The sequence below is a fragment of the Pseudomonas sp. YH-1 genome (genome assembly GCF_051990045.1).
GTDB lineage: Bacteria > Pseudomonadota > Gammaproteobacteria > Pseudomonadales > Pseudomonadaceae > Pseudomonas > Pseudomonas nicosulfuronedens.
In genome coordinates, this window is sequence record NZ_CP178184.1 from 2,121,802 (window position 1) to 2,146,729 (window position 24,928).

At 62.7% G+C, this 24,928-nt stretch carries 23 protein-coding genes; 10 read left to right on the top strand and 13 right to left on the bottom strand.

Going from position 1 to position 24,928, the window contains the following annotated elements:
- Window positions 1-92: 92 nt before the first annotated feature.
- The 3 genes from cgtA (at window position 93) to ACKI1H_RS10065 (ending at window position 2,960) form a co-directional block, all read left to right on the top strand.
- Window positions 93-1,313, top strand: a complete 1,221-nt coding sequence (cgtA, locus tag ACKI1H_RS10055; protein ID WP_138520295.1) for an Obg family GTPase CgtA — start codon at window positions 93-95, stop codon at window positions 1,311-1,313.
- 61 nt (window positions 1,314-1,374) lie between these two features.
- Entirely contained in the window at window positions 1,375-2,493 is a 1,119-nt protein-coding gene (gene proB, locus ACKI1H_RS10060; protein ID WP_138520296.1) for a glutamate 5-kinase, read from the top strand.
- Window positions 2,494-2,504: 11 nt separating this feature from the next.
- Window positions 2,505-2,960, top strand: coding sequence for a CreA family protein (locus tag ACKI1H_RS10065; protein ID WP_138520297.1), 456 nt, complete (start codon window positions 2,505-2,507; stop codon window positions 2,958-2,960).
- 186 nt (window positions 2,961-3,146) lie between these two features.
- Here the strand turns inward: ACKI1H_RS10065 and rpsT are convergent, their stop codons facing one another.
- Complete coding sequence (rpsT, locus tag ACKI1H_RS10070; RefSeq protein ID WP_009617555.1) at window positions 3,147-3,416, bottom strand: 30S ribosomal protein S20; 270 nt, start codon at window positions 3,414-3,416, stop codon at window positions 3,147-3,149.
- Between the two features lie 253 nt (window positions 3,417-3,669).
- On the opposite strand from rpsT, the gene murJ reads away from it, so the two are divergent.
- The 6 genes from murJ (at window position 3,670) to ispH (ending at window position 11,083) form a co-directional block, all read left to right on the top strand.
- Complete coding sequence (murJ, locus tag ACKI1H_RS10075) at window positions 3,670-5,208, top strand: murein biosynthesis integral membrane protein MurJ (RefSeq protein WP_138520298.1); 1,539 nt, start codon at window positions 3,670-3,672, stop codon at window positions 5,206-5,208.
- A gap of 106 nt (window positions 5,209-5,314) precedes the next feature.
- Entirely contained in the window at window positions 5,315-6,253 is a 939-nt protein-coding gene (ribF, locus tag ACKI1H_RS10080; RefSeq protein ID WP_440468267.1) for a bifunctional riboflavin kinase/FAD synthetase, read from the top strand.
- Window positions 6,254-6,274: 21 nt separating this feature from the next.
- Entirely contained in the window at window positions 6,275-9,109 is a 2,835-nt protein-coding gene (gene ileS, locus ACKI1H_RS10085; protein ID WP_440468268.1) for an isoleucine--tRNA ligase, read from the top strand.
- A complete protein-coding gene (gene lspA, locus ACKI1H_RS10090; protein WP_440468269.1) occupies window positions 9,102-9,611 on the top strand; it encodes a signal peptidase II in 510 nt (169 codons plus the stop codon). Before ileS ends, lspA begins: the two co-directional genes overlap by 8 nt.
- Window positions 9,604-10,041, top strand: a complete 438-nt coding sequence (gene fkpB / locus ACKI1H_RS10095) for an FKBP-type peptidyl-prolyl cis-trans isomerase (RefSeq protein ID WP_138520302.1) — start codon at window positions 9,604-9,606, stop codon at window positions 10,039-10,041. The genes lspA and fkpB overlap by 8 nt, the downstream gene beginning before the upstream one ends.
- A gap of 97 nt (window positions 10,042-10,138) precedes the next feature.
- On the top strand, window positions 10,139-11,083 hold the full coding sequence (ispH, locus tag ACKI1H_RS10100; protein WP_138520303.1) for a 4-hydroxy-3-methylbut-2-enyl diphosphate reductase: 945 nt from the start codon (window positions 10,139-10,141) through the stop codon (window positions 11,081-11,083).
- Between the two features lie 54 nt (window positions 11,084-11,137).
- Here ispH and ACKI1H_RS10105 read toward each other — a convergent pair whose 3' ends face one another.
- The 8 genes from ACKI1H_RS10105 to ACKI1H_RS10140 form a co-directional block, all read right to left on the bottom strand.
- Complete coding sequence (locus ACKI1H_RS10105) at window positions 11,138-11,575, bottom strand: type IV pilin protein (protein WP_171049434.1); 438 nt, start codon at window positions 11,573-11,575, stop codon at window positions 11,138-11,140.
- Complete coding sequence (locus ACKI1H_RS10110) at window positions 11,575-15,723, bottom strand: PilC/PilY family type IV pilus protein (RefSeq protein WP_440468270.1); 4,149 nt, start codon at window positions 15,721-15,723, stop codon at window positions 11,575-11,577. Before ACKI1H_RS10110 ends, ACKI1H_RS10105 begins: the two co-directional genes overlap by 1 nt.
- On the bottom strand, window positions 15,723-16,070 hold the full coding sequence (locus ACKI1H_RS10115; protein WP_138520306.1) for a hypothetical protein: 348 nt from the start codon (window positions 16,068-16,070) through the stop codon (window positions 15,723-15,725). Before ACKI1H_RS10115 ends, ACKI1H_RS10110 begins: the two co-directional genes overlap by 1 nt.
- Before the next feature lie 8 nt (window positions 16,071-16,078).
- Complete coding sequence (locus ACKI1H_RS10120; RefSeq protein WP_138520307.1) at window positions 16,079-16,564, bottom strand: pilus assembly PilX family protein; 486 nt, start codon at window positions 16,562-16,564, stop codon at window positions 16,079-16,081.
- Window positions 16,565-16,571: 7 nt separating this feature from the next.
- On the bottom strand, window positions 16,572-17,357 hold the full coding sequence (locus ACKI1H_RS10125; protein WP_138520308.1) for a PilW family protein: 786 nt from the start codon (window positions 17,355-17,357) through the stop codon (window positions 16,572-16,574).
- Window positions 17,354-17,923, bottom strand: a complete 570-nt coding sequence (gene pilV / locus ACKI1H_RS10130) for a type IV pilus modification protein PilV (protein WP_138520309.1) — start codon at window positions 17,921-17,923, stop codon at window positions 17,354-17,356. The genes ACKI1H_RS10125 and pilV overlap by 4 nt, the downstream gene beginning before the upstream one ends.
- An 11-nt stretch (window positions 17,924-17,934) precedes the next feature.
- Window positions 17,935-18,456, bottom strand: a complete 522-nt coding sequence (locus ACKI1H_RS10135) for a GspH/FimT family pseudopilin (protein WP_440468271.1) — start codon at window positions 18,454-18,456, stop codon at window positions 17,935-17,937.
- Window positions 18,457-18,606: 150 nt separating this feature from the next.
- The gene (locus ACKI1H_RS10140; RefSeq protein ID WP_440468272.1) at window positions 18,607-19,119 is read right to left on the bottom strand and encodes a GspH/FimT family pseudopilin; all 513 of its coding nucleotides are present in this window, start codon (window positions 19,117-19,119) and stop codon (window positions 18,607-18,609) included.
- Between the two features lie 194 nt (window positions 19,120-19,313).
- Between ACKI1H_RS10140 and thiO the strand changes: the two genes are divergently transcribed.
- On the top strand, window positions 19,314-20,423 hold the full coding sequence (gene thiO, locus ACKI1H_RS10145) for a glycine oxidase ThiO (RefSeq protein ID WP_440468273.1): 1,110 nt from the start codon (window positions 19,314-19,316) through the stop codon (window positions 20,421-20,423).
- Window positions 20,424-20,436: 13 nt separating this feature from the next.
- Here thiO and ACKI1H_RS10150 read toward each other — a convergent pair whose 3' ends face one another.
- The 4 genes from ACKI1H_RS10150 to ACKI1H_RS10165 all read right to left on the bottom strand — a co-directional run bounded on the left by ACKI1H_RS10150 (window position 20,437) and on the right by ACKI1H_RS10165 (window position 24,792).
- Window positions 20,437-21,774: a sigma-54-dependent transcriptional regulator gene (locus ACKI1H_RS10150; protein WP_440468274.1), complete on the bottom strand. Its 1,338-nt coding sequence runs from the start codon at window positions 21,772-21,774 to the stop codon at window positions 20,437-20,439.
- Between the two features lie 15 nt (window positions 21,775-21,789).
- Complete coding sequence (locus tag ACKI1H_RS10155; protein ID WP_138520314.1) at window positions 21,790-23,379, bottom strand: sensor histidine kinase; 1,590 nt, start codon at window positions 23,377-23,379, stop codon at window positions 21,790-21,792.
- The gene (locus ACKI1H_RS10160; RefSeq protein WP_226046556.1) at window positions 23,369-23,611 is read right to left on the bottom strand and encodes a PP0621 family protein; all 243 of its coding nucleotides are present in this window, start codon (window positions 23,609-23,611) and stop codon (window positions 23,369-23,371) included. The genes ACKI1H_RS10155 and ACKI1H_RS10160 overlap by 11 nt, the downstream gene beginning before the upstream one ends.
- A gap of 155 nt (window positions 23,612-23,766) precedes the next feature.
- Window positions 23,767-24,792: an outer membrane protein assembly factor BamD gene (locus tag ACKI1H_RS10165; RefSeq protein ID WP_226046001.1), complete on the bottom strand. Its 1,026-nt coding sequence runs from the start codon at window positions 24,790-24,792 to the stop codon at window positions 23,767-23,769.
- Between the last annotated feature and the right edge of the window lie 136 nt (window positions 24,793-24,928).

Genomic DNA, 24,928 nt, shown 5'->3' on the forward strand with positions numbered 1-24,928 from the left:
GTGCTGTCGGTTCGGGCGTTTGCGCGGACTTGGCTGTATCCTATGCTCCTTTTCTTATTTTCAACCCGCAGGCTCTGCGGGAGGCGTTCGCAATGAAATTCGTCGACGAAGTATCCATCCACGTGAAAGCCGGTGACGGCGGCAACGGTCTCATGAGCTTCCGCCGCGAGAAGTTCATCGAGAAAGGCGGTCCCAACGGCGGTGACGGTGGCGACGGCGGCTCGGTGTACCTCGAGGCCGACGAGAACCTGAATACCCTGGTGGACTATCGCTATACCCGCCGTTTCGACGCCCAGCGTGGCGAGAACGGTGGCAGCAAGGATTGCACCGGTGCCAAGGGTGACGATCTCGTCCTGCCCGTGCCGGTCGGTACCACCATCATTGATGCCAATACCCAGGAAATCATCGGTGACCTGACCACTGCCGGTCAGCGCATCATGGTTGCCCAGGGTGGCTGGCACGGTCTGGGTAATACCCGCTTCAAGTCCAGTACCAACCGTGCGCCGCGCCAGACCACCCCGGGCAAGCCCGGTGATGCGCGTGACCTCAAGCTGGAGCTGAAGGTTCTGGCGGACGTCGGTCTGCTCGGCCTGCCGAACGCCGGCAAGAGCACCTTCATTCGCGCGGTGTCGGCCGCCAAGCCGAAGGTTGCCGACTATCCCTTCACCACTCTGGTGCCGAACCTGGGCGTGGTCAGCGTCGGTCGCTTCAAGAGCTTCGTCGTCGCCGACATTCCTGGTCTGATCGAGGGTGCCGCCGAAGGCGCCGGCCTGGGTATCCGCTTCCTCAAGCACCTGGCACGTACCCGTCTGCTGCTGCATATCGTCGATATGGCGCCGCTGGACGAAAGCGACCCGGCCGATGCTGCGGAAACCATCGTTCACGAGCTGGAAAAATTCAGCCCGGCGCTGACCGAGCGTGACCGCTGGCTGGTGCTGAACAAGATGGACCAGATCCTCGAGCCTGAGGAGCAGGAGCGTCGCAAGCAGGCCGTGGTCGAACGACTTGGTTGGGAGGGGCCGGTCTATGTGATCTCCGCCCTGGAGCGTGAAGGTACCGAGAAGCTGAGCCAGGACATCATGAAATACCTCGACGAGCGCACCCTGCGCATCGAGGAAGAGCCGGCCTATGGCGAAGCCCTGGCGGCCCTGGATCAGCGCATCGAAGACGAGGCTCGTGCCCGTCTGCAGGCCCTGGATGATGCTCGTGCGCTGCGTCGCTCCGGCCTGAAGAATGTCGACGATGTGGATGACGATGATTTCGAGGATGACGAAGACGACGGCGATGGGCCGGAAATCTTCTACGTGCCTTGATCGGGGCGGCGCCCGCCGGTCCGGATGAAACGTGTGAAGCCTGACTTCTAAGGTTGAGGGTATGCGTGAGAAGGTCACTGGCGCCAAGCGCTGGGTAGTCAAGATTGGCAGTGCGTTGCTGACCGCTGATGGTCGCGGTCTGGATCGCGACGCCATGGCGGTATGGGTCGAGCAGATGGTCGCGCTGCATTGCGCGGGCGTCGAGCTGGTGCTGGTGTCCTCGGGCGCTGTTGCGGCGGGCATGAGTCGCCTGGGTTGGGTTTCCCGACCTAGTGACATGCACGAGCTGCAGGCCGCCGCCGCGGTAGGGCAGATGGGCCTGGTGCAGGCCTGGGAGTCCAGTTTTGGCGTGCATGGCCTGCAGACTGCGCAGGTGCTGCTGACCCATGACGACCTGTCCGATCGCAAGCGCTACCTGAACGGGCGCAACACCTTGCGCACGCTGGTCGATCTCGGCGTGATCCCGGTGATCAACGAGAACGATACCGTGGTCACCGACGAGATCCGCTTCGGCGATAACGATACGCTGGCGGCGCTGGTGGCCAATCTGGTCGAGGCTGATCTGTTGGTGATCCTTACCGATCGCGATGGCATGTTTGATGCCGATCCGCGCAACAATCCTGATGCCGAGTTGATTTTCGAGGCTCGCGCTGATGACCCTGCCCTGGATGCAGTGGCGGGCGGCACGGGTGGTGCGTTGGGGCGTGGCGGCATGCAGACCAAGCTGCGCGCAGCTCGTCTCGCTGCGCGCTCGGGCGCGCACACCGTCATCGTTGGTGGTCGTATCGAGCGCGTGCTGGACCGCCTGCGGGTGGGTGAGCGCCTCGGCACGCTGCTGACCCCCGAGCAGAGCCGCAAGGCGGCGCGCAAGCAGTGGCTGGCTGGGCATTTGCAGATGCGCGGCACGCTGGTGCTGGACGACGGCGCAGTCAAGGCTGTCGCCCAGGATCACAAGAGTCTGCTGCCGGTCGGTGTGAAGGCCGTGCAGGGCAGCTTCCGGCGCGGCGAGATGATCGTTTGCGTGGATCAGCAGGGGCGCGAAATTGCCCGTGGGCTGGCCAACTACAGTGCGCTCGAGGCGCAGAAGATTATTGGTCAGCCGACCGATGCCATCGAAAGCCTGCTGGGCTATGTCGATGGTCCGGAGTTGGTGCATCGCGACAATCTGGTTCTGGTCTGAGGGGCATTGGCATGCGTAATGGATTGATCGCTGCACTGCTGTTGCTGCCGGCGTTGGCGCGGGCCGACGTGGTTGGTGAGGTGTCCACTGTCTTCAAGTGGGTCGGGCCGAACGACAAGATCGTCGTTGAGGCTTTCGATGATCCGAAGGTGCAAGGCGTCAGCTGTTACCTGTCGCGCGCCAAGACTGGCGGTGTGAAAGGTGGGCTGGGCCTGGCGGAGGATCGCGCCGAGGCGTCGATCTCCTGTCGTCAGGTCGGGCCGATCCGCTTTGCGGGTGAGCTCAAGGACGGCGAAGTGGTATTCCAGCAGCGTACTTCGCTGGTGTTCAAGACCATGCAGGTGGTGCGCTTCTTCGACAAGAAGCGAAATGCGTTGGTCTATCTGGTCTACAGCGACCGGGTGATCGAGGGCAGTCCGCAGAATGCGGTGACGGCGATTCCGATCATGCCGTGGCCTGAGAAGTAAGAAGGGAAAGGGCGGGTGACCGCCCTTTCTTTTTGTCCGCAGAAAGGTGTGTCTGTGGATAAGGGTGTGCTTTCTGTGGGGTGAGTAACCTGGAGCAGGTTATCTTCCGGTTTTGGTGGATGGCGCTGAAGAAATCGCAGGCAATAAAAAACCGGCCCTGGGGCCGGTTTTTCAAGAACAGAACGCTTACGCGGTGGCCAGGGCCTTCACGTGGGCGTTCAGGCGGCTCTTGTGACGAGCGGCCTTGTTCTTGTGGATGATGCCTTTGTCGGCCATGCGGTCGATGACCGGTACGGCAGCAACCAGAGCGGCCTGGGCCTTCGGCAGGTCCTTGGCGTCGACTGCTTTGACTACGTTCTTGATGTAGGTACGAACCATGGAACGCAGGCTGGCGTTGTGGCTGCGACGCTTCTCAGCCTGTTTGGCGCGTTTTTTGGCGGAAGGTGTGTTGGCCACCGTCGAGCTCCTCGAAAAAAACTTGGGATGTTGCGAATAAATTAAGGCCGCGAATAATGCCGTTGCATCAGGGCCTTGTCAAGGGTATGCGCGGCCTCCGACGAGTGGTGCGACGGGCGCACGCTGTCCGGCGGATGGGGTGATTTATTCGCCCCGCGGCCCTACACTGCTGCGCTTCGCCTGGCGCTCGAGCAATCGCTCTAGGCCAGGGCTGCACCCTGCAGGGGCGGCCATTCTACCAGTTCTGGACGCTATGAACCTACTCAAGTCGCTGGCCGCGGTCAGCTCGATGACCATGATCTCGCGGGTGCTCGGCTTCGTGCGCGACACGATCGTCGCCCGCATGTTCGGCGCCGGGATGGCCACCGATGCCTTCTTCGTTGCCTTCAAGCTGCCCAACCTGCTGCGCCGCATCTTCGCCGAGGGGGCGTTCTCCCAGGCTTTCGTGCCGATCCTGGCCGAGTACAAGACCCAGCAGGGCGAAGAGGCGACCCGCACCTTCATTGCCTATGTGTCCGGCCTGCTGACGCTGATCCTGGCGCTGGTTACCGCGCTGGGCATGCTCGCCGCGCCCTGGGTGATCTGGGTGACTGCGCCCGGATTCGTCGATTCGCCGGAGAAATTCGAACTCACCAGTTCCCTGCTGCGGGTGACCTTCCCTTATATCCTGCTGATTTCCCTGGCCTCGCTGGCGGGGGCGATCCTCAATACCTGGAACCGCTTCTCGGTGCCGGCTTTCGTGCCGACGCTGCTGAACGTCAGCATGATTCTCTTCGCGCTGTTCCTGACGCCGTACTTCGACCCACCGATCATGGCGCTGGGCTGGGCGGTGCTGGCCGGGGGCCTGGCGCAGCTGCTCTACCAGCTGCCGCACCTGAAGAAAATCGGCATGCTCGTGCTGCCGCGCATCAACCTGCGCGACTCCGGCGTCTGGCGCGTGCTCAAGCAGATGGGGCCGGCGATCCTCGGCGTCTCGGTCAGCCAGATTTCGCTGATCATCAACACCATCTTCGCCTCCTTCCTGGTCGCCGGTTCCGTGTCCTGGATGTACTACGCAGACCGCTTGATGGAGCTGCCGTCCGGCGTGCTTGGCGTGGCGCTGGGGACCATCCTGCTGCCGTCACTGGCCAAGACCTACGCCAGCGACGATCGCCACGAGTACTCGCGGCTGATGGACTGGGGCCTGCGCCTGTGCTTCCTGTTGGTGCTGCCGTGCTCCCTGGCGCTGGCGGTGATCGCCGAGCCGCTGACCGTCGCGCTGTTCCAGTACGGCAAGTTCAGCGCCCACGACGCGCTGATGACCCAGCATGCACTGATCGCCTACGCGGTCGGCCTGCTCGGCATCATCCTGGTGAAGGTGCTGGCGCCGGGCTTCTATGCGCGGCAGAACATCAAGACACCGGTGAAGATCGCGCTGTTCACCCTGGTTTCCACCCAGCTGATGAACCTGGTGTTCATCGGTCCGCTCAAGCATGCGGGGCTGGCGCTGGCGATCAGCCTGGCGGCTTGTCTGAATGCCGGCCTGCTTTATTGGCAACTGCGCAAGCACCAGCTATTCGATCCGCAGCCGGGCTGGGGCAAGTTCATCGCCAAATTAGTCGTATCTGTACTGGTGATGTGCGCCGTGCTGATCGGCATGATGCACTTCATGCCAGCCTGGGATCAGGGTGGCATGCCGATTCGCCTGGTGCGCCTGGGCGCGCTGGTGGTGGCCGGTGTAGTCGCCTATTTCGGTATGCTGGCGATCCTTGGCTTCCGCTTGCGGGACTTCTCTCGCCGCGCGGTGCTGTAACCTTCGCCGGGCAAAGCATTGCATCGGTTTGCGGCGACGGCATTTTGCCTGTCGCATGGCAACGGGTGCAGGTATAATCGACCACTTTCTGAGCAATACGCGCGCTATGCAGCTGCTTCGAGGCCTTCACAACCTGCGGCCCCTGTCCGGGGGCTGTGTCGCCACCATCGGTAACTTCGACGGCGTCCATCTCGGCCACCAGGCGATCCTGGGGCGTCTGCGCGAGCGTTCGCTGGAGCTGGGCGTGCCCAGCTGCGTGGTGATCTTCGAGCCGCAACCGCGCGAATACTTCGCTCCCGATGCCGCCCCGGTGCGCCTGACGCGCCTGCGCGAGAAGCTCGAACTGCTGCGTCAGTACGGTGTTGACTTCGTTCTCTGCCTGGCCTTCAACCGCCGCCTGCGCGAGCTGTCGGCCGCCGAGTTCGTCCGCCAGGTGCTAGTGGAGGGCCTGCGGGTCCGCCATCTGGAAGTGGGCGACGATTTCCGCTTCGGCTGCGACCGCTCTGGTGATTTCGCCTTCCTGGTCAACGCCAGCGCGGAGCAGGGCTTCACCGTCGAAGCTGCGACTACCGTGGAAGTCGACGGCATGCGCGTGAGCAGTTCGCGTATCCGCAAGGACCTGGCCGACGGAGACCTGCACATGGTCGGGCGCCTGCTGGGTCGTCCATACAGCCTGAGCGGCCGCGTGCTGCACGGGCAGAAGCTGGGTCGCACCCTGGGTTCGCCCACCGCGAACATCCAGCTCAAGCGCCGCAAGGCGCCGCTCAATGGCGTTTATCTGGTCAGCACGTTGGTGGCTGGCCAGCGCCGGAACGGGGTGGCCAACATCGGCACCCGACCGTCCGTGAATGGCGACGGCCGGCCCCACCTGGAAGTACATCTGCTGGATTTCGCCGGCGATCTGTACGGCCAGCACCTGGATATCACGTTCCACCAGAAGCTGCGTGATGAGCAGCGTTTTGCCTCGCTCGAGGCACTCAAGGCGGCCATCCTCGCCGACATCGCCGCCGCCCGGGCCTATTGGCTGGGCCAACCGCTTGATTGAAGATCCTGAACAGGCCCTGAGATGACCGATTACAAAGCCACTCTGAACCTTCCCGAAACCGACTTCCCGATGAAAGCCGGCCTGCCGCAGCGCGAGCCGCAAACTCTCAAGCTCTGGAACGACATTGGCCTGTACCAGAAGCTGCGGAAGATTGGCGAAGGTCGCCCGAAATTCATCCTGCACGATGGCCCGCCCTACGCCAACGGCAGCATCCACATCGGTCACGCGGTTAACAAGATCCTCAAGGACATCATCGTCCGTTCCAAGACCCTGGCCGGCTACGACGCCCCCTATGTGCCGGGCTGGGACTGCCACGGCCTGCCGATCGAGCACAAGGTCGAGACCACCCACGGCAAGAACCTGCCGGCGGACAAGACCCGCGAACTGTGCCGCGAATACGCCGCCGAGCAGATCGAAGGGCAGAAGGCGGACTTCATCCGTCTGGGTGTGCTGGGCGACTGGGACAATCCCTACAAGACCATGAACTTCTCCAACGAGGCCGGTGAAATTCGCGCGCTCGCCGAGATGGTCAAGCAGGGCTTCGTGTTCAAGGGCCTGAAGCCGGTAAACTGGTGCTTCGATTGTGGTTCCGCCCTGGCCGAAGCCGAGGTTGAATACGCCGACAAGAAGTCCGACGCCATCGATGTCGCCTTCCCGGTTGAAGATGCAGACAAGCTGGCCGCCGCCTTCGGTCTGGCCAGCCTGCCCAAGCCGGCCGCCATCGTCATCTGGACTACCACGCCCTGGACCATTCCGGCCAACCAGGCGCTGAACGTCCACCCCGAATTCACCTACGCGCTGGTCGATACCGGCGAGCGCCTGTTGGTGCTGGCCGAGGAGCTGGTCGAGTCCTGTCTGCAACGCTACGGTCTGGAAGGCCAGGTCATCGCCACCGTACAGGGCGAAGCACTGGATCTGATCCGATTCCGCCACCCGTTCTACGAGCGCCTGTCGCCGGTCTACCTGGCCGAATACGTCGAACTGGGCGCCGGCACCGGCGTGGTTCACTCCGCCCCGGCCTACGGCGAGGACGACTTCCGTACCTGCAGGCAGTACGGCATGGTCAACGACGACATCCTCAGTCCCGTGCAGAGCAACGGTGTCTACGTGGCCGACCTGCCGTTCTTCGGCGGCCAGTTCATCTGGAAGGCCAACCCGGCCATCGTCGCCAAGCTCGATGAAGTCGGCGCGCTGCTCAAGCACGCCAGCATCAACCACAGCTACATGCACTGCTGGCGCCACAAGACCCCGCTGATCTACCGCGCCACCGCGCAGTGGTTCGTCGGCATGGACAAGCAGCCGCAGACCGGTGCCACCCTGCGCGAGCGCGCGCTGGAAGCCATCACCGAAACCGAATTCGTGCCCACCTGGGGCCAGGCGCGCCTGCACGGCATGATCGCCGGCCGTCCGGACTGGTGCATCTCGCGTCAGCGCAACTGGGGCGTGCCGATCCCGTTCTTCCTGCACAAGGCCACCGGCGAGCTGCACCCGCGCACCGTCGAGCTGATGGAAGCCGTCGCCCAGCGCGTCGAGAAGGAAGGCATCGAGGCCTGGTTCAAGCTCGATGCCGCCGAACTGCTGGGCGATGAAGCCGCGCAGTACGACAAGATCAACGACACCCTGGACGTCTGGTTCGACTCCGGCACCACCCATTGGCACGTGCTGCGTGGCTCCCACGCTGAACTGGGCCATGCCAGCGGTCCGGCCGCCGACCTCTACCTGGAAGGCTCCGACCAGCACCGCGGCTGGTTCCATTCTTCGCTGCTGACCGGCTGCGCCATCGACGGCCACGCGCCGTACCGCCAGCTGCTGACCCACGGCTTCACCGTGGACGAGTCCGGCCGCAAGATGTCCAAGTCGCTGGGCAACACCGTGGTACCGCAGACCGTGATCGACAGCATGGGCGCCGACATCCTGCGCCTGTGGGTCGCTTCCACCGATTACTCGGGTGAGATCGCCGTTTCCCAGCAGATCCTCCAGCGCAGCGCTGACGCCTACCGTCGTATCCGTAATACCACGCGCTTCCTGCTGTCCAACCTGTCCGGCTTCGACCCGGCCAAGGACCTGCTGCCCAACGACCAGCTGCTGGCCCTGGACCGCTGGGCCATCGACCGCGCGCTGCAGCTGCAGCGCGAGCTGGAAGAGGCCTACCGCGACTACCGCTTCTGGAACGTCTACTCCAAGGTGCACAACTTCTGCGTGCAGGAGCTGGGCGGCTTCTACCTGGACATCATCAAGGACCGCCAGTACACCACCCAGGAGAACAGCGTCGCCCGTCGCTCCTGCCAGACGGCCCTGTTCCACATTGCCGAGGCCCTGGTGCGCTGGATCGCACCGATCATGGCGTTCACCGCCGAGGAAATCTGGAGCTTCATGCCGGGCGAGCGTGCCGAGTCGGTGATGCTGACCACTTGGTACGACGGCCTGACCGAGCTGCCGGCCGATGCCGAGCTGGACCGCGCCTACTGGGACGAAGTCATGGCTGCCAAGGCCGCCGTGAACAAGGAGCTGGAAAACCTGCGCAGCGCCAAGACCATCGGCGGCAACCTGCAGGCCGAGATCACCCTGTATGCCGAGGACTCCCTGGCCAAGCGCCTGGAGAAACTGGGCAACGAGCTGCGTTTCGTGCTGATCACCTCGGCCGCCACCGTCGCGCCGCTGGCCGATGCGCCGGCCGACGCGGTCGAAAGCGAGCTGCCAGGCCTGAAGCTGCAGGTCGTTAAGTCGTCCCATGCCAAGTGCGGCCGTTGCTGGCACTTCCGCGCCGATGTCGGCAGCAACGCTGCACATCCGGAACTGTGTGGCCGCTGCGTCGAGAACATCGAAGGCGCGGGCGAGGTGCGTCACTATGCCTAACGCCGATCGTTTCGGCCGCCTGCCCTGGCTGTGGATCACCGTGGTCGTGTTCGTCCTGGACCAGGTCACCAAGACCTTCTTCCAGGCTGAGCTGAGCATGTACCAGCAGATCGTGGTCATTCCCGACCTGTTCAGCTGGACCCTGGCCTACAACACCGGTGCCGCGTTCAGCTTCCTGGCCGACAGCTCCGGCTGGCAGCGCTGGCTGTTCGCCCTGATCGCCATCGTGGTCAGCATCGTGCTGGTGGTCTGGCTCAAGCGCCTGAAGCGCGGCGAGACCTGGCTGGCCATCGCCCTGGCCCTGGTGCTGGGCGGCGCGCTGGGCAACCTGTACGACCGCATGGTCCTGGGGCACGTGGTGGACTTCATCCTCGTGCACTGGCAGGACCAGTGGCGCTTCCCGGCCTTCAACCTGGCCGACAGCGCGATTACCGTCGGCGCCATCATGCTGGCGTTGGACATGTTCAAATCCAAGCATTCTGGAGAGGCCGCCAATGGCTGATGTTCGTATTGGTGGTGATTCCCAAGTCACCCTGCATTTCGCCCTGAAACTGGATGACGGCAACGTCGTCGACAGCACTTTCGACAAGCAGCCGGCCACCTTCAAGGTCGGTGACGGCAACCTGCTGCCGGGCTTCGAGCAGGCGCTGTTCGGCCTCAAGGCCGGCGACAAGCGCACCCTGACCATCGAGCCCGAGAATGGCTTCGGCCAGCCGAACCCGGCCAACGTGCAGGTCATGCCCCGCGACCAGTTCCAGGGCATGGAGCTGGCCGAAGGCCTGCTGGTGATCTTCAACGATGCCGCCAAGACCGAGCTGCCGGGCGTCGTGAAAGAGTTCGACGAGCAGCACGTCACCATCGACTTCAACCATCCGCTGGCCGGTAAGACCCTGGCGTTCGAAGTCGATATCATCGACGTACAACCAGCCTGACTGGCTGCGCGGCCCGTCACTGGCGGGCCGTTGCACTTGAGGCGAAGTATTCCTACCGGCCCCTCGTGGGCCGGCTTGCGTAGCACCCGAGGCCACCATGCAAATCAAACTCGCCAATCCCCGCGGCTTCTGCGCCGGCGTTGACCGGGCGATCGAGATCGTCAACCGCGCCCTCGACGTCTTCGGGCCACCGATCTACGTGCGCCATGAAGTGGTCCACAACAAGTTCGTGGTGGAGAACCTGCGCAACCGTGGCGCCGTGTTCGTCGAGGAACTCGACCAGGTGCCGGACGACACCATCGTTATCTTCAGTGCCCATGGCGTTTCCCAGGCAGTGCGCAAGGAAGCCGAGAATCGCGGCCTGAAGGTCTTCGACGCCACCTGCCCGCTGGTGACCAAGGTGCACCTGGAAGTCGTGCGCTACAGTCGCGACGGCCACGAGTGCATCCTGATCGGCCACGAAGGCCACCCGGAAGTGGAAGGCACCATGGGGCAGTACGACGCCTCCAACGGCGGCGCCATCTACCTGGTGGAGGACGAGGACGATGTCGCTGCGCTGCAAGTGCGCAACCCCGAGGCGCTGCATTTCGTCACCCAGACTACCCTGTCGATGGATGACACCTCCAAGGTGATTGACGCCTTGCGCGCGAAATTCCCCTCGATCATGGGGCCGCGCAAGAACGATATCTGCTATGCCACCCAGAATCGCCAGGATGCGGTGAAGGAACTGGCCGACCAGTGTGATCTGGTGCTGGTAGTAGGCAGCCCCAACAGCTCGAACTCCAACCGCCTGCGCGAGCTGGCCGAGCGCATGGGAACCCCCGGCTACCTGATCGATGGCGCCGAGGACATGCAGAAGGAGTGGTTCGATGGCGTGCAGCGCATCGGTATCACCGCCGGCGCTTCGGCGCCGGAAGTCCTGGTGCGCGGCGTGATCCAACAACTGCGCGACTGGGGCGCTGAGCCCGAGGTGGAGCTGGATGGGCGGGAAGAGAACATTACCTTCTCGATGCCCAAGGAGTTGCGGGTGAAGGCGCTATGAGTTCTCGCTGATCCGCGAGCGGAAAAAAGGGCCGACATTGTCGGCCCTTTTTCTTTACCAGCAGTTCTCCAGTGTATCGCTGCCGCTTTTGGTCTTGATGCCTGTGCTATCCAGAGTGAGCGTACCGCACTTGCTATCGCCGGCTTGCGCCCCGGTCGGGGTCGCGGTCAGGTTCACGCAGCTAGCAATGGTCTTTCCGCTGCAGGCTGCTGCCGTGATGTTGTATTTGCGGGACTCGCTCGCGACGGCACCATTGGCGTCAGCCGTATATCCCAGTCCTCCGCTCGCTGTGCCCAGCGTTGCTGTGTAGGTCTGGTTCTGCGAGAAGAACCTTTCCTGGGCCTGGAGCACTTCCATCAGCTTGGCTTTCCCGTCGGCTCGTCCTGAGCGCAGCACATACTGCTCATAGCTGGGGTAGGCGATGGCGGCAATGATGCCGATGATCGCGACGACAATCATCGCTTCAATCAGCGTAAATCCCTTTTGACGCATCAATTCTCTCTCCAGTAGGTACCGCTTACGGCGTTGTTTGTCTTGCACAGGCCGGAGCTGGTGAAGGTGCATTTCAGGTCGCCGCCGTTACCGTCTCCCGAGGGCTTTTCCGAGCCTACCAAGATGGTCGTCTTGTCGTCCCCGAGAATGATGGCGGGGGTCGGTGGAATACCACCGCGGACCAGATCGAACGACCGGCTGGGTGTCTCGGAGCCGCTGACCGTCTTGGTATAGACGGCGGAAGCGTCCACCAGGCTCATGGCGTACATGCGACCACGTCCCACATCCGGACCACAGGTGGTAACGGTCTGGCCATTGGGGCTGAAGGTGGTGAACAGCACCGCACCCTGGTAGCTGATCGAGGTGGCCAGTACTTTCTCGCCCTGCGGGAAGCGTACGAACCAACCGCTACTGGCATTCAGCAGATCCGAGTTGACGGTGTAGCTATCGCCCGGCGTCAGCTGCTGATAGAGCGTATTGATTTCGCCGCGCAGGACCGGGATTTGCGTCAACGCATTGCTGCGTGCCTTGTTGCGCAGATAGTCGTAGGCCTCGAAGGTGCTCAGCGGCGGGGTGGTGTCCTGGGCAGTGGCATCTTGCAGTTCGGCTGAGGTCAGCAGGTTGCTCGAGGAGTTATACGGCGCATTGGATAGTGCCTGGAGCTCGGCCTGCAAGGTGGAAGCCTGACTGACCAGGCCGACCCTCTGCGTTTCCAGATCGGTGGCCAGTTGCAGCAAGCCGTTCTGGCTGCTGGCCTTGGCCTGAAGGTCCGAGGCCGTCTTGGCCACTGGCAGTTCATTGAGAGTGGTGACGTCCACGGTGCTCGGCACATCCGTCAGGCCGAGTTGCGAGGCGATGGCTTGAACGGCGTTGTTCGCCGCGGCGACGTCTTTGGCGGTGATAGCTTGGTTGAGGCTATTGATGGCCGCGCTCAGATCGACCCCGTTGAGCGAGTTCCGCTGGGTATAAGCGGTGGACGCCTGATAAGCGGTGCGGGCCTGGTCCAGGTCCGTTTGCAGGGCGTTGAGGGTCGTATCGGATGCGCCACTGGCCTTGGCATCGAGAACGGCTTGTTCCTTGGCAGTAATGGAGGTTGCTGCGTTCTCCAGCGTTTTCTGCACGATCATGACGCCGGCCATCTGCTGCCCCAAGGCTTGAGCCGAACCGGTGTCGAAGGCAAACAGCTGTTTCAGGGAGGTCTGCAGTGCCAGCAATTGATTCTGCAGCGTGCTTTGCTGTGACGTCTCAGGCGAGTGCTCGTCCAGGAACGGGTTTTCCTTGTAGATCGCATCGATCTGAGCCTGGCGTTGTGTTGCGTCGCTGTTGGCCTGGGTCAGCTGGTTGTATTTCTGGGTGTAGCCGATGCTGCTCTTGTAGCTATCGAAGTTGGTATCTGCAGTGCTGGTCGCCTGATTCAGCTGCGCGATCTGACCAAGTTTCGTGTCGATGCTCTGCTTGATCTGTTGAGCTTGCTGGCTGGTGAGGTTGACGCTGGTCACATCGACCAGGCTCGATTCCGTCAGAGTGGTGTAGCTGGACGGCCCGGAGTACACGTTGCTGTCACGCAGAACGTAGAACCGATCGACGGTATCCTCGTTGAGGGGGTGTTCGCGGTAGCCGCTGCCCAGGGCGATGGTGAAGTAGGTCTTGCCACCACGTTCGCGAATCAGGGATACGTCGGGCGCGTTGTAGAAGCGGCGGTTTTCCGCTGCCGTGGTACCGCCCAGCGCGGCGATGCGGCCGCCCGTGGCGAAGTTGCTCGAGCCTGCGTTGCCGGAGTTCAGATCGATACGGAAGACCTGGCCCCGCGTATCCGCCATGAAAATGGTGTCGATCAGACCATCACCAGTGATGTCGACCAGTGTAGGGTCAGCCGGGATGCTGTTCGTCAGGGTGGCAATCTTCAGGTTGGCAGATGTTTCAGCCGTTACACCGGCATGCCACAGCAGCGCTCCAGTCGCGGCATCGACCATGTACAGGGCGTTGCCAACGGTGTCGTTGGTGGGCGTATTGGGTGACTCGGTATCCTGGTTGGTGTCGTAACCACCAGTGAAGAACAACACGCTCTTGATGGCGCCGTTGAACTTCACCTTAGCCAGCTTGGGGGACGACCAGGTTTGCCCCAGTTTCTCGAAACCGGTGCTGGTGCCACCCTTGATCACCCACTTCAGTTTGGGTGTGATGGTGACCGAGCCGCTGGTGCTGGAGGGGCTTACGTCCAGGGCGTAGTAGTTGCGCCCGCCGCGGCGCATGCCGGCGTACAACGTTGCCTGGGTGACGGTGCGCGTCGAAGTGGAGCTTACTGCGCCGTAAGTCACGTTCATCTCCAACTGTCCATCCATCCCGTAGCGCTTCATGGCCGATCCTTTCGGGTCGGTCAGGTAGTAATTCAGGTTGGGCAGTAGCTCCTTGGGTATGAAGGAGAAAATCTCGGCGCCAGTGGAGGGATCGACTGCGTTGATGAAACCTTCGTTGGTGCCATAGAACAGCACAAGCCGCTCCGTCGAAGTGGCCGTCGGAGGCGTGGCCTGGGAGTTGGCAACTCGCTGCAGATCCTCGTCTGTCACGTAGGCGACCAGGCGAGGCTCGCTGTGCAGAATGTCGGCGATGGCGAGGCGGGCCGACCCGTCACTCGGGTTGATGCCCACGCCCCAGTTGATGGTGTCGGTGCGCGACTGATCACTGGCGTTGGTCGCCAGGCCGAGCATTGCCTTGGTAATCCCCGTGTTGCTGGTAGACAGCGCCGACAGCGCGGCGGAGTCAGTGAGGCCGGGCGCCCGGTCCTGGCCCGTGTAAGTCAGGATATTCCGAGTGGACGGGTTGATCAGTCGGCTTGCCGCACCACCCAGCTTCACGTCCTTGCCGTCGGCGCTGGTGCTCCAGTAGCTGGTCGATGTCGTACTGAAGAAGCCAGTGGAACTGTCCACGGCATTATTGCCGTTGCGATCCATCACAATGGAACTGCCCGTGGTGTCCTTGCCTAGCTTGTACTTCTTGATGTTGCCAAACCAGCGTGCGCCTTCCGCGGGGCGGAACAGCGCGTAGTACAAGTCATTGCGATAACCGAGGTTGTTGTAGGCGCTGACCGAAACGCTGGGGGTGGCGAAGGTGGTGTTCTCGGCCAGGATATCCACGGCGATCGAGCGAAGCGCTTCAGCCAGTTCAGAGGTATTGCTGGTGGTGAAGAATCGCCCGCCGCCCAACGTAGCGCTGTCCTCCAGGAGACGGGTGTCGCTGATGTTGCCAAAGCCGATGGTATAGGTGTTGACCGTCTGCTTGCCTGTCTGGCTCGAACTCACGTCCTGGTTCGCCATGTACTCGGCAAGGCCGGGCATCCAGCAGCCCGAAGTGGTCCCGTTATCGTCGGTCGGGTAGTTTCGGTTGCACGACTTGTAAGTCTGATTGACTGATGAAACGAGACTCTGAACGGTGCTGTTTGCACCGACGTCGTTGCTTGGCAGGCCGTCGGTCAGAACAATGATGTTGCTCTTCTGGCATGAGTACTGAATCGGTGACTTGTACTTGCTGCCTGTCATCGACCCGCTGTCGCTCTTCCAGGGGCTAACCAGTTTCGCGTCGAGCTTGTTCTCTATATACCCCTTGGAATTGAGGCCGTAGCTCGGGGTGCCTCCCGACATGTACAGATAAGTTTCGTAGTACGACTCCAGCAGGGGCGTACCACCGTCGGCGTAGTAGGTGCTCAGCGCCGTCTTGAACGCACTAGCAACATCGCCTGCGCGCTGCATCGGGATATTGACGAAGCCGCCGTTGCTCGAGGAGTCGAAGCGGGCCAACCCGATGTTTACATCGTTGCTGGCGGCCAGCTCATCCACGAGCGAATTGACTACTTCCTTGACCACCTGAATTCGGGTCTTGGTACCTTTGGTCCTGTTCGAGTTGGTGCACCAGTTTTCCGGAACGGTGTTGGTACCGTTGTAGTTCAGCGTCTTGCAGTTGGTGCCCGGTACCGAACTGAGCATCGACCCGGAGGTGTCGATAAGGAACATCAGGTTCGGGCGGATACGCTGGTCTGCCGGAAGATCACGGGTGACATAAATCTCGGTATCGTCGGCCATTGCGGTTTGCAGGCCGCCAGAGACATAGGCGAAGGCGGAGAGCCCGAGAAGAAGGTTGCGCTTGAGTTTCATCACGGGGACTCCGGTTTACGCAGGAAGACCTTGGACGCACGGGTCGGGTCGGCTATCGGAAACATGATCATGCCGCTCCAGTCGATTTTCCCGCCCAGCTCGCTGAACTCCACCGGAGCGCCGCCAAGTACGAAGACCGTGTCGCGGTTATAGGTGAAGCGGCGGCTGGGACACTCTGTGCAGGGAAGGGCGAGGATCACCCCGGCCTCCCCGTTGGGGCCGGAGCTCGCGTTGATGATCATCTGGGTATCTTCTATGTACCCGGTGTTTTCTTCGTCTTCTGCATGGGCCGCGACGCTGAAAGCGTTGGCGCAAATCGCAAGAGCGAACAGGAGGATGCGTCTCATACGAGGGCCTATTTCGAATTGATGAAGTAGATGCCTTGGACCTGGTTGGACGATGCACCGTTGTCCAGGCGGGAGGCCGAGTTGATCTCGTAACCCGAGCATTCGAACTTGCCGACGCTGGCGCCTTCGCAGATGCCCTTGTTCATGAAGCGAATGGTGTTGGTGGTGATATTCGCGTTAGTCAGGATGGCGTCCACGGCCACGGTGCGGCGTCGATCGGGAAAGCCACTGATGGCATCTGCGCTCTGGTTGGCGGCATCCAGCAAAGGTTTGCGGCCTAGCAGGTTTGCGTTGTACGCCGCCATCTGCGAACGGATTTCGCTTTGGGCATTCTGGTAGGTCAGTCCCCGGAACTGCGAGTTGCCGGCCATCCGCTCTTCCATGTTGGTCAAGCGTGCGGCGGTGATGCCGGCGATGGTCAGCACGGCGAGGAACACCAGGGCCACGATGAGGCCGGCGCCTTGTTGGGTACGAAGTGAAAGGGCGTTCCGCATGCGAGCCTCAGTAAGTGTTCTTAAGACCGATGGTTGTGCTGAAAATCTGGCGTGCGAATCCGTCGTTCGGCGTCAGCGCAGCGGCGTCCAGCAGGTAGTAGCCACGTTGTGGCGGAGCCGGTGACACCGTTGTCTGGGAGTTGGCCAGTACCGCGACACGAACTGCCCTGACATCCGCCCACTTCGAGACTCTGTTGGCCGACACATAACGTGTGACGCCTTCCGGGTTGCCGTCGGTGCTGATGCCGTAGAGGACCTGCATCGCATCGATGCCGGGCACCAGCGCCTGGTTCTGGCTGAGCCAGGCTGTCTCACCGAGGAAATAGGAACTGCATGTCAGGTTGCCGTCACTGACACGGAAGACATTCACCAGAACTTTTCCCACGTTGGCAGTAGTCACTTCGGTTCCAGCACAGTCGCGTCGTTTGTTGCTGTCGGAACTGTCTGGCGGGACCTGGAACGCTACAGCGATACTGTCGGAAGCATTCCCGTTACCGTTGCTGCTGCAGGGGGTGTCATCCGGGCCTACACAATTGGGGCCTTGAATCGCCATTGGCTTGGGTAGAATCGAGCCGGGCTCCAGGTAGCCGCCCAGGCGCACGCTGCTGGAGATGAAGGTGAGGGCGAAGCGCCCGCTTTCCTGCATGCGCGAGGTCGCATCGTTCGCGCTGTAGGTTTGCCGGACAGACAGGAAGACCTGGATGACACCCAGCATGAGAACCAGGCTGAGGGTCATTGCGATCATCAGCTCGACCAGGGTCAGGCCGGCCTGGCGGCGGTTAAGAGGCATCATCGACGGACCCCCAGCGAGGCGCTCAGTACCGACTCCGAGCTTTGTTGCTTGGCTTCGTCGCCTTTGCTTTTCCAGCGACTCGTGAGCGTGATCAGGTGGTTGTTGGCATTGACCGTCAGGGCTGCCCCTTGTGAGGGGGCGGTCAGAAAGTCGGTACTGGTGTATCGCCCCGCTGCAGCAGTAGCGTTTGCTGCGTAGGTAGTGCTGGCGGCATAGGAACATTGGGCTTCCCAGCGGTCGAAGGCGGCCATCTGGTCGCTGGTGCAGGTAGCAGCATTGACCTTCGCCCCGGATATCGGATTGAAATGATCCGCGCACCAGGTGGTAGGCAGGGTCGAGCAGTTCGGTGCAGTCGTATAGCTGGACTCTGCGCCCACGCTGTTTGCCCTCATGCGCTCGGCGAGCTCCTGCATGACCCAGGTTGCCTGCGAGCGCTGGTTACTGTCGGCGGTACCTTTCAGGGCATTCAATTGCAGAGCGGCGACGCCGAGGAGTCCGACGGTGAACACGAGGAGTGTTACCAGCACCTCGATCATGGTGATGCCGTGTTGGGCATTACGGGTCATGGTCGTTCCCCTCAGCACGAAGTGTCGCGCGCCACAGTACGCACTGTTGTGCGTCCTACGGCGTTGATGTCGATGCAGCGCCCTTCCGTCACCGAAGATGAAGAAGGCGCATTGACTTTGAAGGGGCGGGCGCTGAGCCCGCTCAGCAAGCTCCCGTCACGGCGGAAGGTCAGCTTGTTGGCGCTGAGCTGGTAGTCGCTGGAAACCTCTACACCGCTCATGGCGCCGTAGTGCTGGATCGCGGCAGCGTCCTGGCAGTTGGCGATGGTGGCAGGGCCAAAGCACCAGCCACTGACCCAGCCGTTAGCGCCACTGGCTGCCGGGATCACCACCATGTTGGCATTTCGCTTGGCCGCTTCGGCTCGGGCGGTTGCCAGCGTATTGGCCAGGTCAGAAGTCTGACTGGAAATACGTTGTCGAGTAACGAAGTCCCCCATGGATGGAGCGGCGATGGAAATCAGGATTGCCAGTACGGCAAGCGTGACCATCAACTCCACCAAGGTGAACCCGGCCAATTCCTTGGGGCGCGACATGGCGCATTCCTCACATTTTCGATAGTGGCAATGCTGCCTAGTCGTGTGGGAAATGTCTTTTTTCTATGGATGACCGTTCGTATTAGGGTGATGTTCGGTCATGCCTTCCGAGGTTCTGTGAACCTCGTCGCGTCAGGCGTGAGAAGTCGGTCAGTGGGGGCAGAAGTCCGTGGTGCTTCCAGCTTCGCTGCGGATCCGCCCGGCCTTGTTGAAAACGAGGCGATAACTCGATCGGCCTTCGCCGCAGAGCGTCAGCGTACCGGCGTGAAAGGCGCCATTGGGCTGGATTGCGTTACCTCGCGGGGTGAAGTGGAGGTAGTGGCGCGAGTTGCCGTCGGTGCGAACGCTGATGCCACTCAGCGGGCCGTGGGCGGCCAGAGGCGGCTGTTGGAGGCTGTGCGTGCCGTGATTGCCGGAGTCCACGAACACCTCCCAGCCGGAGGTCCACTCGCCGTTGATCGCAGCGACGCTGATGGGTTGTCCACTGTGCGCGGCCGATTCGCGAGCGAAGTCCAGCGCATTGCGCAACTCCTGGGCGGCTGCACTCGTTCGCTGGTCGTGTAGCAACTCGCTGAATGAAGGCGCTGCGATGGACAAGGCGAGGGCAAGGATTGCAAGGGTGAACAGCAACTCGACAAGGGTGACCCCCCGTTCCCTGGTCATGGTTCGCTTCCGGGCAGTTGAGGAGCGGAAAGTATTGGTCGCCGTCTGCGGTGTGCCTGTCAGCGAATTGGATAGATGCCGTAGGAGCGGTCCGATGCCGCACCGACTTCCGTCTTGCTCCGTCGACGGCCCATGCCCGGTATAGTGTGCGGCCGGCGATGGGCCGTTGGTTTTCCTGTGATGTGGGGCGTGGTATGCCGGACATGATCGTGGTGGGCGGTGGGGTAGTCGGGATGCTGACTGCCTGGACGCTGGGGCAGGCGGGCGCCGAAGTCCTGCTGCTGGAAAAGGGCGAGACCGGACGTGAAGCGTCCTGGGCCGGCGGCGGTATCGTTTCGCCGCTCTATCCGTGGCGCTATAGCTCGGCCGTCGCCAACCTGGCTCACTGGTCGCAGGACTTCTATCCGCGACTGGGTGAGCGTCTGCTCGCCGATACCGGGCTCGACCCGGAAGTGCATGTCACCGGCCTCTACTGGCTGGACCTGGATGACCAGGCCGAAGCCCTGGCATGGGCCAGGACCCATGGTCGGCCGCTTTCGGAGGTGGCGATTGGCGCCGTGCACGAGGCCGTTCCGGTGCTGGGGCAAGGCTTCGAGCGCGCGGTGTACATGTCGGGTGTCGCCAATGTGCGCAACCCGCGCCTGGCCAAGTCTCTGCGCGAGGCATTGGTGCGACTGCCAAACGTCAGCCTTCAGGAGCAGGTCGAGGTGACCGGTTTCCTTCACGATGGCGAACAGGTGAAAGGCGTACGCACCGCACAGGGAGATTTCACGGCCGACTCGGTGGTGCTGGCGGCTGGCGCCTGGAGTGGCGAGTTGCTGGCGAAGCTGGGGCTGGTGTTGCCGGTTGAGCCGGTGAAGGGGCAGATGATCCTCTATCGCTGCGCCCCGGACTTCCTCTCCAGCATGGTATTGGCCAAAGGTCGCTACGCGATTCCGCGCCGTGACGGGCACATCCTGGTGGGCAGCACCCTGGAGCACGCCGGCTTCGACAAGACGCCGTCGGGCGAGGCTCTGAGCAGCCTGCGCGCGTCGGCAGAGGAGCTGCTTCCTGCGCTGGCAGGGATGGAGCCGGTAAACCACTGGGCGGGGCTGCGTCCGGGTTCGCCGCAGGGCATCCCCTTCATTGGCGAGGTGCCCGGTCATCAGGGGCTATGGCTGAACACCGGTCATTACCGCAACGGTCTGGTGCTGGCGCCGGCGTCCTGCCAGTTGCTGGTGGACCTGATGCAGAAGCGTCAGCCGATCATCGAGGCGGCATCCTACGCACCGGAAGGGCGCCTGGTGGCGACGCCCATCGTCTGAGACCAGCCGGGGATCAGTCGATCCCCAGTTTCTTCAGGCGGTAGCGCATGGAGCGGAAGGTCAGGCCCAGGCGCTGCGCTGCCGCAGTACGGTTCCAGCGCGTCTCTTCCAACGCCTGCATGATCAGCTTGCGCTCGATGTCCTCGAGGTAATCCTCGAGGTTGTCGATCTGCGCCAGACTCGCGTCCCCACCGCCGTCCGCCGTGCTGGTTTCGGCCAGGCGCAAGTCGTGAGGCTGGATGACGTCGTCTTCGCAGAGCGTGTAGGCGCGCTCCAGCATGTTTTCCAGTTCCCGCACGTTGCCGGGGAAGCGGTAGCTCTTGAGCTTCTCCAGCGCATCGGCACTGACTGCCGCGGTAGCCAGTCCGGTGTCTCCGGCAAGGCGCTTGAGCACGCGGTCGGTCAGCAGCGGGATGTCCTCGCGCCGCTCGCGCAGTGGCGGGACGCGCAGTTCGATGACATTCAGGCGGTAGTAGAGGTCCTGACGGAATCGACCAGCCGCGACTTCGGCAGCCAGGTCCTTGTGGGTCGCGCAGAGAACGCGCACGTCCACCGCAACCTCCTGCTGGCCACCCACGGCGCGTACGGCCTTCTCCTGGATGACGCGCAGCAGCTTGACCTGCATCGGCAGCGGCAGGTCGGCGACTTCGTCGAGGAACAGCGTGCCGCCGTTGGCCGCCTGGAACAGCCCGAGCTTGTCTTCCACGGCACCGGTAAAGCTGCCTTTCTTGTGGCCGAAGAACTCGCTTTCCATCAGCTCGGACGGAATGGCGCCGCAGTTGACCGGCACGAAGGTCTGGGTCTCGCGCGGGCCTTGCTCGTGGATCAGCCGGGCTACCAGCTCCTTGCCGCTGCCGGATTCGCCGCTGATGTACACCGGCGCCTGGCTACGGGCGAGCTTGGCCACCTGGTTGCGCAGGGTGCGCATGGGCGGCGAATCGCCGAGCAGCCGGCTGTCCACCGGTGCTTCCTCGGCTTCTGGCGAGCGCAGGCGCAAGGCGGAGTTCACCAGCTCGCGCAGGCGGGCGAGGTCCACCGGCTTGGTCAGGAAGTCGAAGGCGCCGGCCTTGAGGGCCTGCACTGCGGTGTCGAGGCTGCCGAAGGCGGTGATCATCGCCACTGGCATCTGTGGATGACGCTGCTGGATGTACTGCACCAGGTCCAGGCCGGTGCCATCGGGCAGGCGCATGTCGGTGAGGCAGAAGTCGAAGGGCTCGCGGGCCAGGAAGTCGCGGGCTTCCTTGACGTTGCGGGCGCTGCGGGTATCCAGCTTCATGCGGCCGAGGGTGATCTCCAGCAGCTCGCGGATGTCGGGTTCGTCGTCGACGATCAGGGCTTTTTGACGGCTCATGCTCTTTGCGTCTTCTTAGCTTTGTTTGCGCGGGTGGGCGAAGGTGAGGCGGAAGCAGCTGCCACCTTCATCACGCGTCTTGTAGTCCAGCCGGGCCTGGTTGCTTTCGCACAGCTCGCGGGAGATGTACAGGCCAAGGCCGGTGCCCTTGCTTTCAGTGGTGAAGAACGGCTCGAACAACTTGCCCCGCTGATCGGCAGCGATGCCGGGACCGTCATCGAGCACTTCCAGTACGGGCAGGTCGGTCTCGCTGTCGCGGAACAGACGCAGCCACACCTGGCCGGTGCCGTTCTTCTGAGTGCTGTACCGTAACCCATTCTGCACGAGGTTGGTCAGTACCTGCGTCAACTGGTGCGGGTCCATGCGCGTCTGCACGGTGCCCTGGCCGGTTTCCACGTGGATCTGCTGGCCCTCGCGCAGGCTCTCGCGCATCTCGCCGGCGTAGCGGTGCAGCCAGTACTTCAGATCGAGCAGTTGGGGCTCTGACTGGCGGCGGCGCGACAGTTGCAGGACGTTCTCGATGACCAGGTTCATGCGCCGCGACTGGTCCTGGATGATCTGCGTGAGGCGTCGGTCGGGCTTGTCCAGTTCTTCGGACTCCAGCAGCAGCTGCGCCGCATGGCTGATCGCGCCCAGCGGGTTGCGGATTTCATGGGCAATGCCCGCGGTGAGTCGGCCCAGGGCGGCAAGCTTGAGCTGCTGGGCCTGCTGGGCGATCTGTGAAATGTCCTCGAGGAACATCAGGATGTGCTGTTCGTTACCCCGGCGCAGGGGGATGAAGCTCGGTTGCACGGTCGGGCCGGACTCCATGGGCTGCAGGCTGGGCGGGCGCAGGGCAGGGTTCTGCTGCCATTGCTGCAGGCTGGCGACCAGTTGCGGGCTGTACTCGGCCAGTGAGTGGCCGGGCAGGTCATGGCCGCCCAGCAGGGTGGTGGCGCTCTGGTTGGCCAGCAGAACCCGGTGACGATCACCCAGGACAAGGATGCCGGTGCGCATGCGCTGGAGGATCAGTGCATTGAGCTCTTCCAGGTTGGCCACCGTGGTGGCGCGCTGCTCGGCGATGCTTTCGACGATCTGCTGGCGCCGTGCCAGGGCCTGGATCAGCAGGGCCGAGGCGAAGCTCAGGGCGCCCAACCCGCCTGCCTGCACATAGTGGTTGATGGCGGTGGGCTGGCTGAGGCTCAGGTAAAAGGTCAGGTAGATCAGGCCAATCGCGGCGATCGCGGCGATGAGCAGCCCGACCCGCCCGCGCAGCAGGATGTTGGCAATGGCCACGGCGACCACCATCAGGTTGCCGATGCCGCTGGGAATGCCGCCTGCCGTGTAGAACAGGGCGCTGAGCAGGAGTATGTCCAGTGCCGCCAGAATGAACAGCGGCAGCAAATGCCGTGGGGTCGGCATCAGCACCGCGATCAGGATGTTGAGGACCAGGTAGATCCAGCAGCCGACGTGGAAAAGCTCGGGGTGGGACAGTTTCAGGAGCTCATCGTCCAGGCTGCTGGAGATCAGCAGTACCAGCACCAGCCCGATGGTCAGGCGGTACAGGTGGTACAGGCGCAGTACCCGCAGGCCCTGTCCTGTGAGGGAAATCCCTTCAGCGACCACGGTCGGTGCGGTCCTGTTCGAGGTGCGCGCGGCTGCAGTACCACTTGCTCTCGTCCTGCAGGGCATGGGTCTGCGGTACATGCACGCCGCACTGCGCACAGCGGACCATGGGCGCGGCCGAGTCGTCCCCCTTGGGCTTCTCGACAGGGCGGGCTGGTCGGGTAGCTTTGCGCCACAACCACCAGCCGAGGGCGAAGAGGGCGATCCAGAACAGCAGACGGGTCATGGCAATCCCTTGTGCTTAAAGAGCGGCAGTTTATCCAAGCCACGCGGTGCCGCACAGTGAGCCCGTGCGCGCACCTGCCAGGCCATGGACGAAAAGCGCCCATGCTTGGCCCAAACGAAAAAGGGAGGCCGAAGCCTCCCTTTTTCTCGAACCCGTCGGTATCAGTCGAAGATACCGAAGGTCATGTAGCTGAACCAGGAGCGGTCGCTGCTGCCGGCGTTGCCTTCGGACTCGTGCTGTTCTTCTTCCACGTCGCTCTGGTTCTCAGGCTTGAGCTCGGCGGGAATCTGCTGCTCGGCATCTTCGTACTGCTTGATCACGTCCTTGGAGGCCTGGGTTTCCATGTGCGGCGGGGCATCGTTGGTCTCGATCAGACCCAGGGTGGCCTTGGCCAGCCAGGAGCGGTTGTCAGCTTCGTCTTCGCGCGGCACGAACTGGCCATCCTTGAGGCTGGCGTTGTCCGGATAGTTGGCCTTCAGGGTTTCCAGGCTGGAATCGGCGAGGTCATTCAGGCCCAGGCGCTGGTAGGCTTCGACCATGATCGCCAGGCCATCGCCGACGGCCGGGGTTTCCTGGAAGTTCTCGACCACGTAACGACCACGGTTGGCGGCGGCGACATAGGCCTGGCGCTTGAGGTAGTAGTGGCCAACGTGCACTTCGTAGGCCGCCAGCAGGTTGCGCAGGTAGATCATGCGCGCCTTGGCGTCCGGGGCGTAGCGGCTGTTGGGGTAGCGACTGACCAGCTGGGCGAACTCGTTGAAGGAGTCGCGGGCCGCACCCGGGTCGCGCTTGGTCATGTCCAGCGGCAGGAAGCGCGCCAGCAGGCCACGGTCCTGGTCGAAGGAAGCCAGGCCCTTGAGGTAGTAGGCGTAGTCGACGTTCGGGTGTTGCGGGTGCAGGCGGATGAAGCGCTCGGCGGAGGCGCGGGCGGCCTCGGGCTCCATGTTCTTGTAGTTGGCGTAGATCAGCTCCAACTGGGCCTGCTCGGCATAGCGGCCGAACGGATAGCGGGACTCCAGCGCCTTCAGCTTGGCGACGGCGTTGGTGTAGCTCTTGTTGTTGAGGTCTTCCTGTGCCTGCTGGTACAGCTGGCTTTCGCTCAGGTTCTCATCCACCTTCTCGCCCTTGGAGGAGCAGGCGGTAACGAAGGCGAGGGTGGCGATCAGCAGCAGGTGTTTCACTTGCATGGCGGCTTGCGTCCCTGGACGGTCGGCTGTCGCGGCCGCAACCGTCTGTTATGATTGGCGCCCCAGGGGTACCCCTGGGACAAAGGCCCCGTATTTAACCACAGCGCGCAGCCGAACCAAAAGGCCGCGCGCCCTT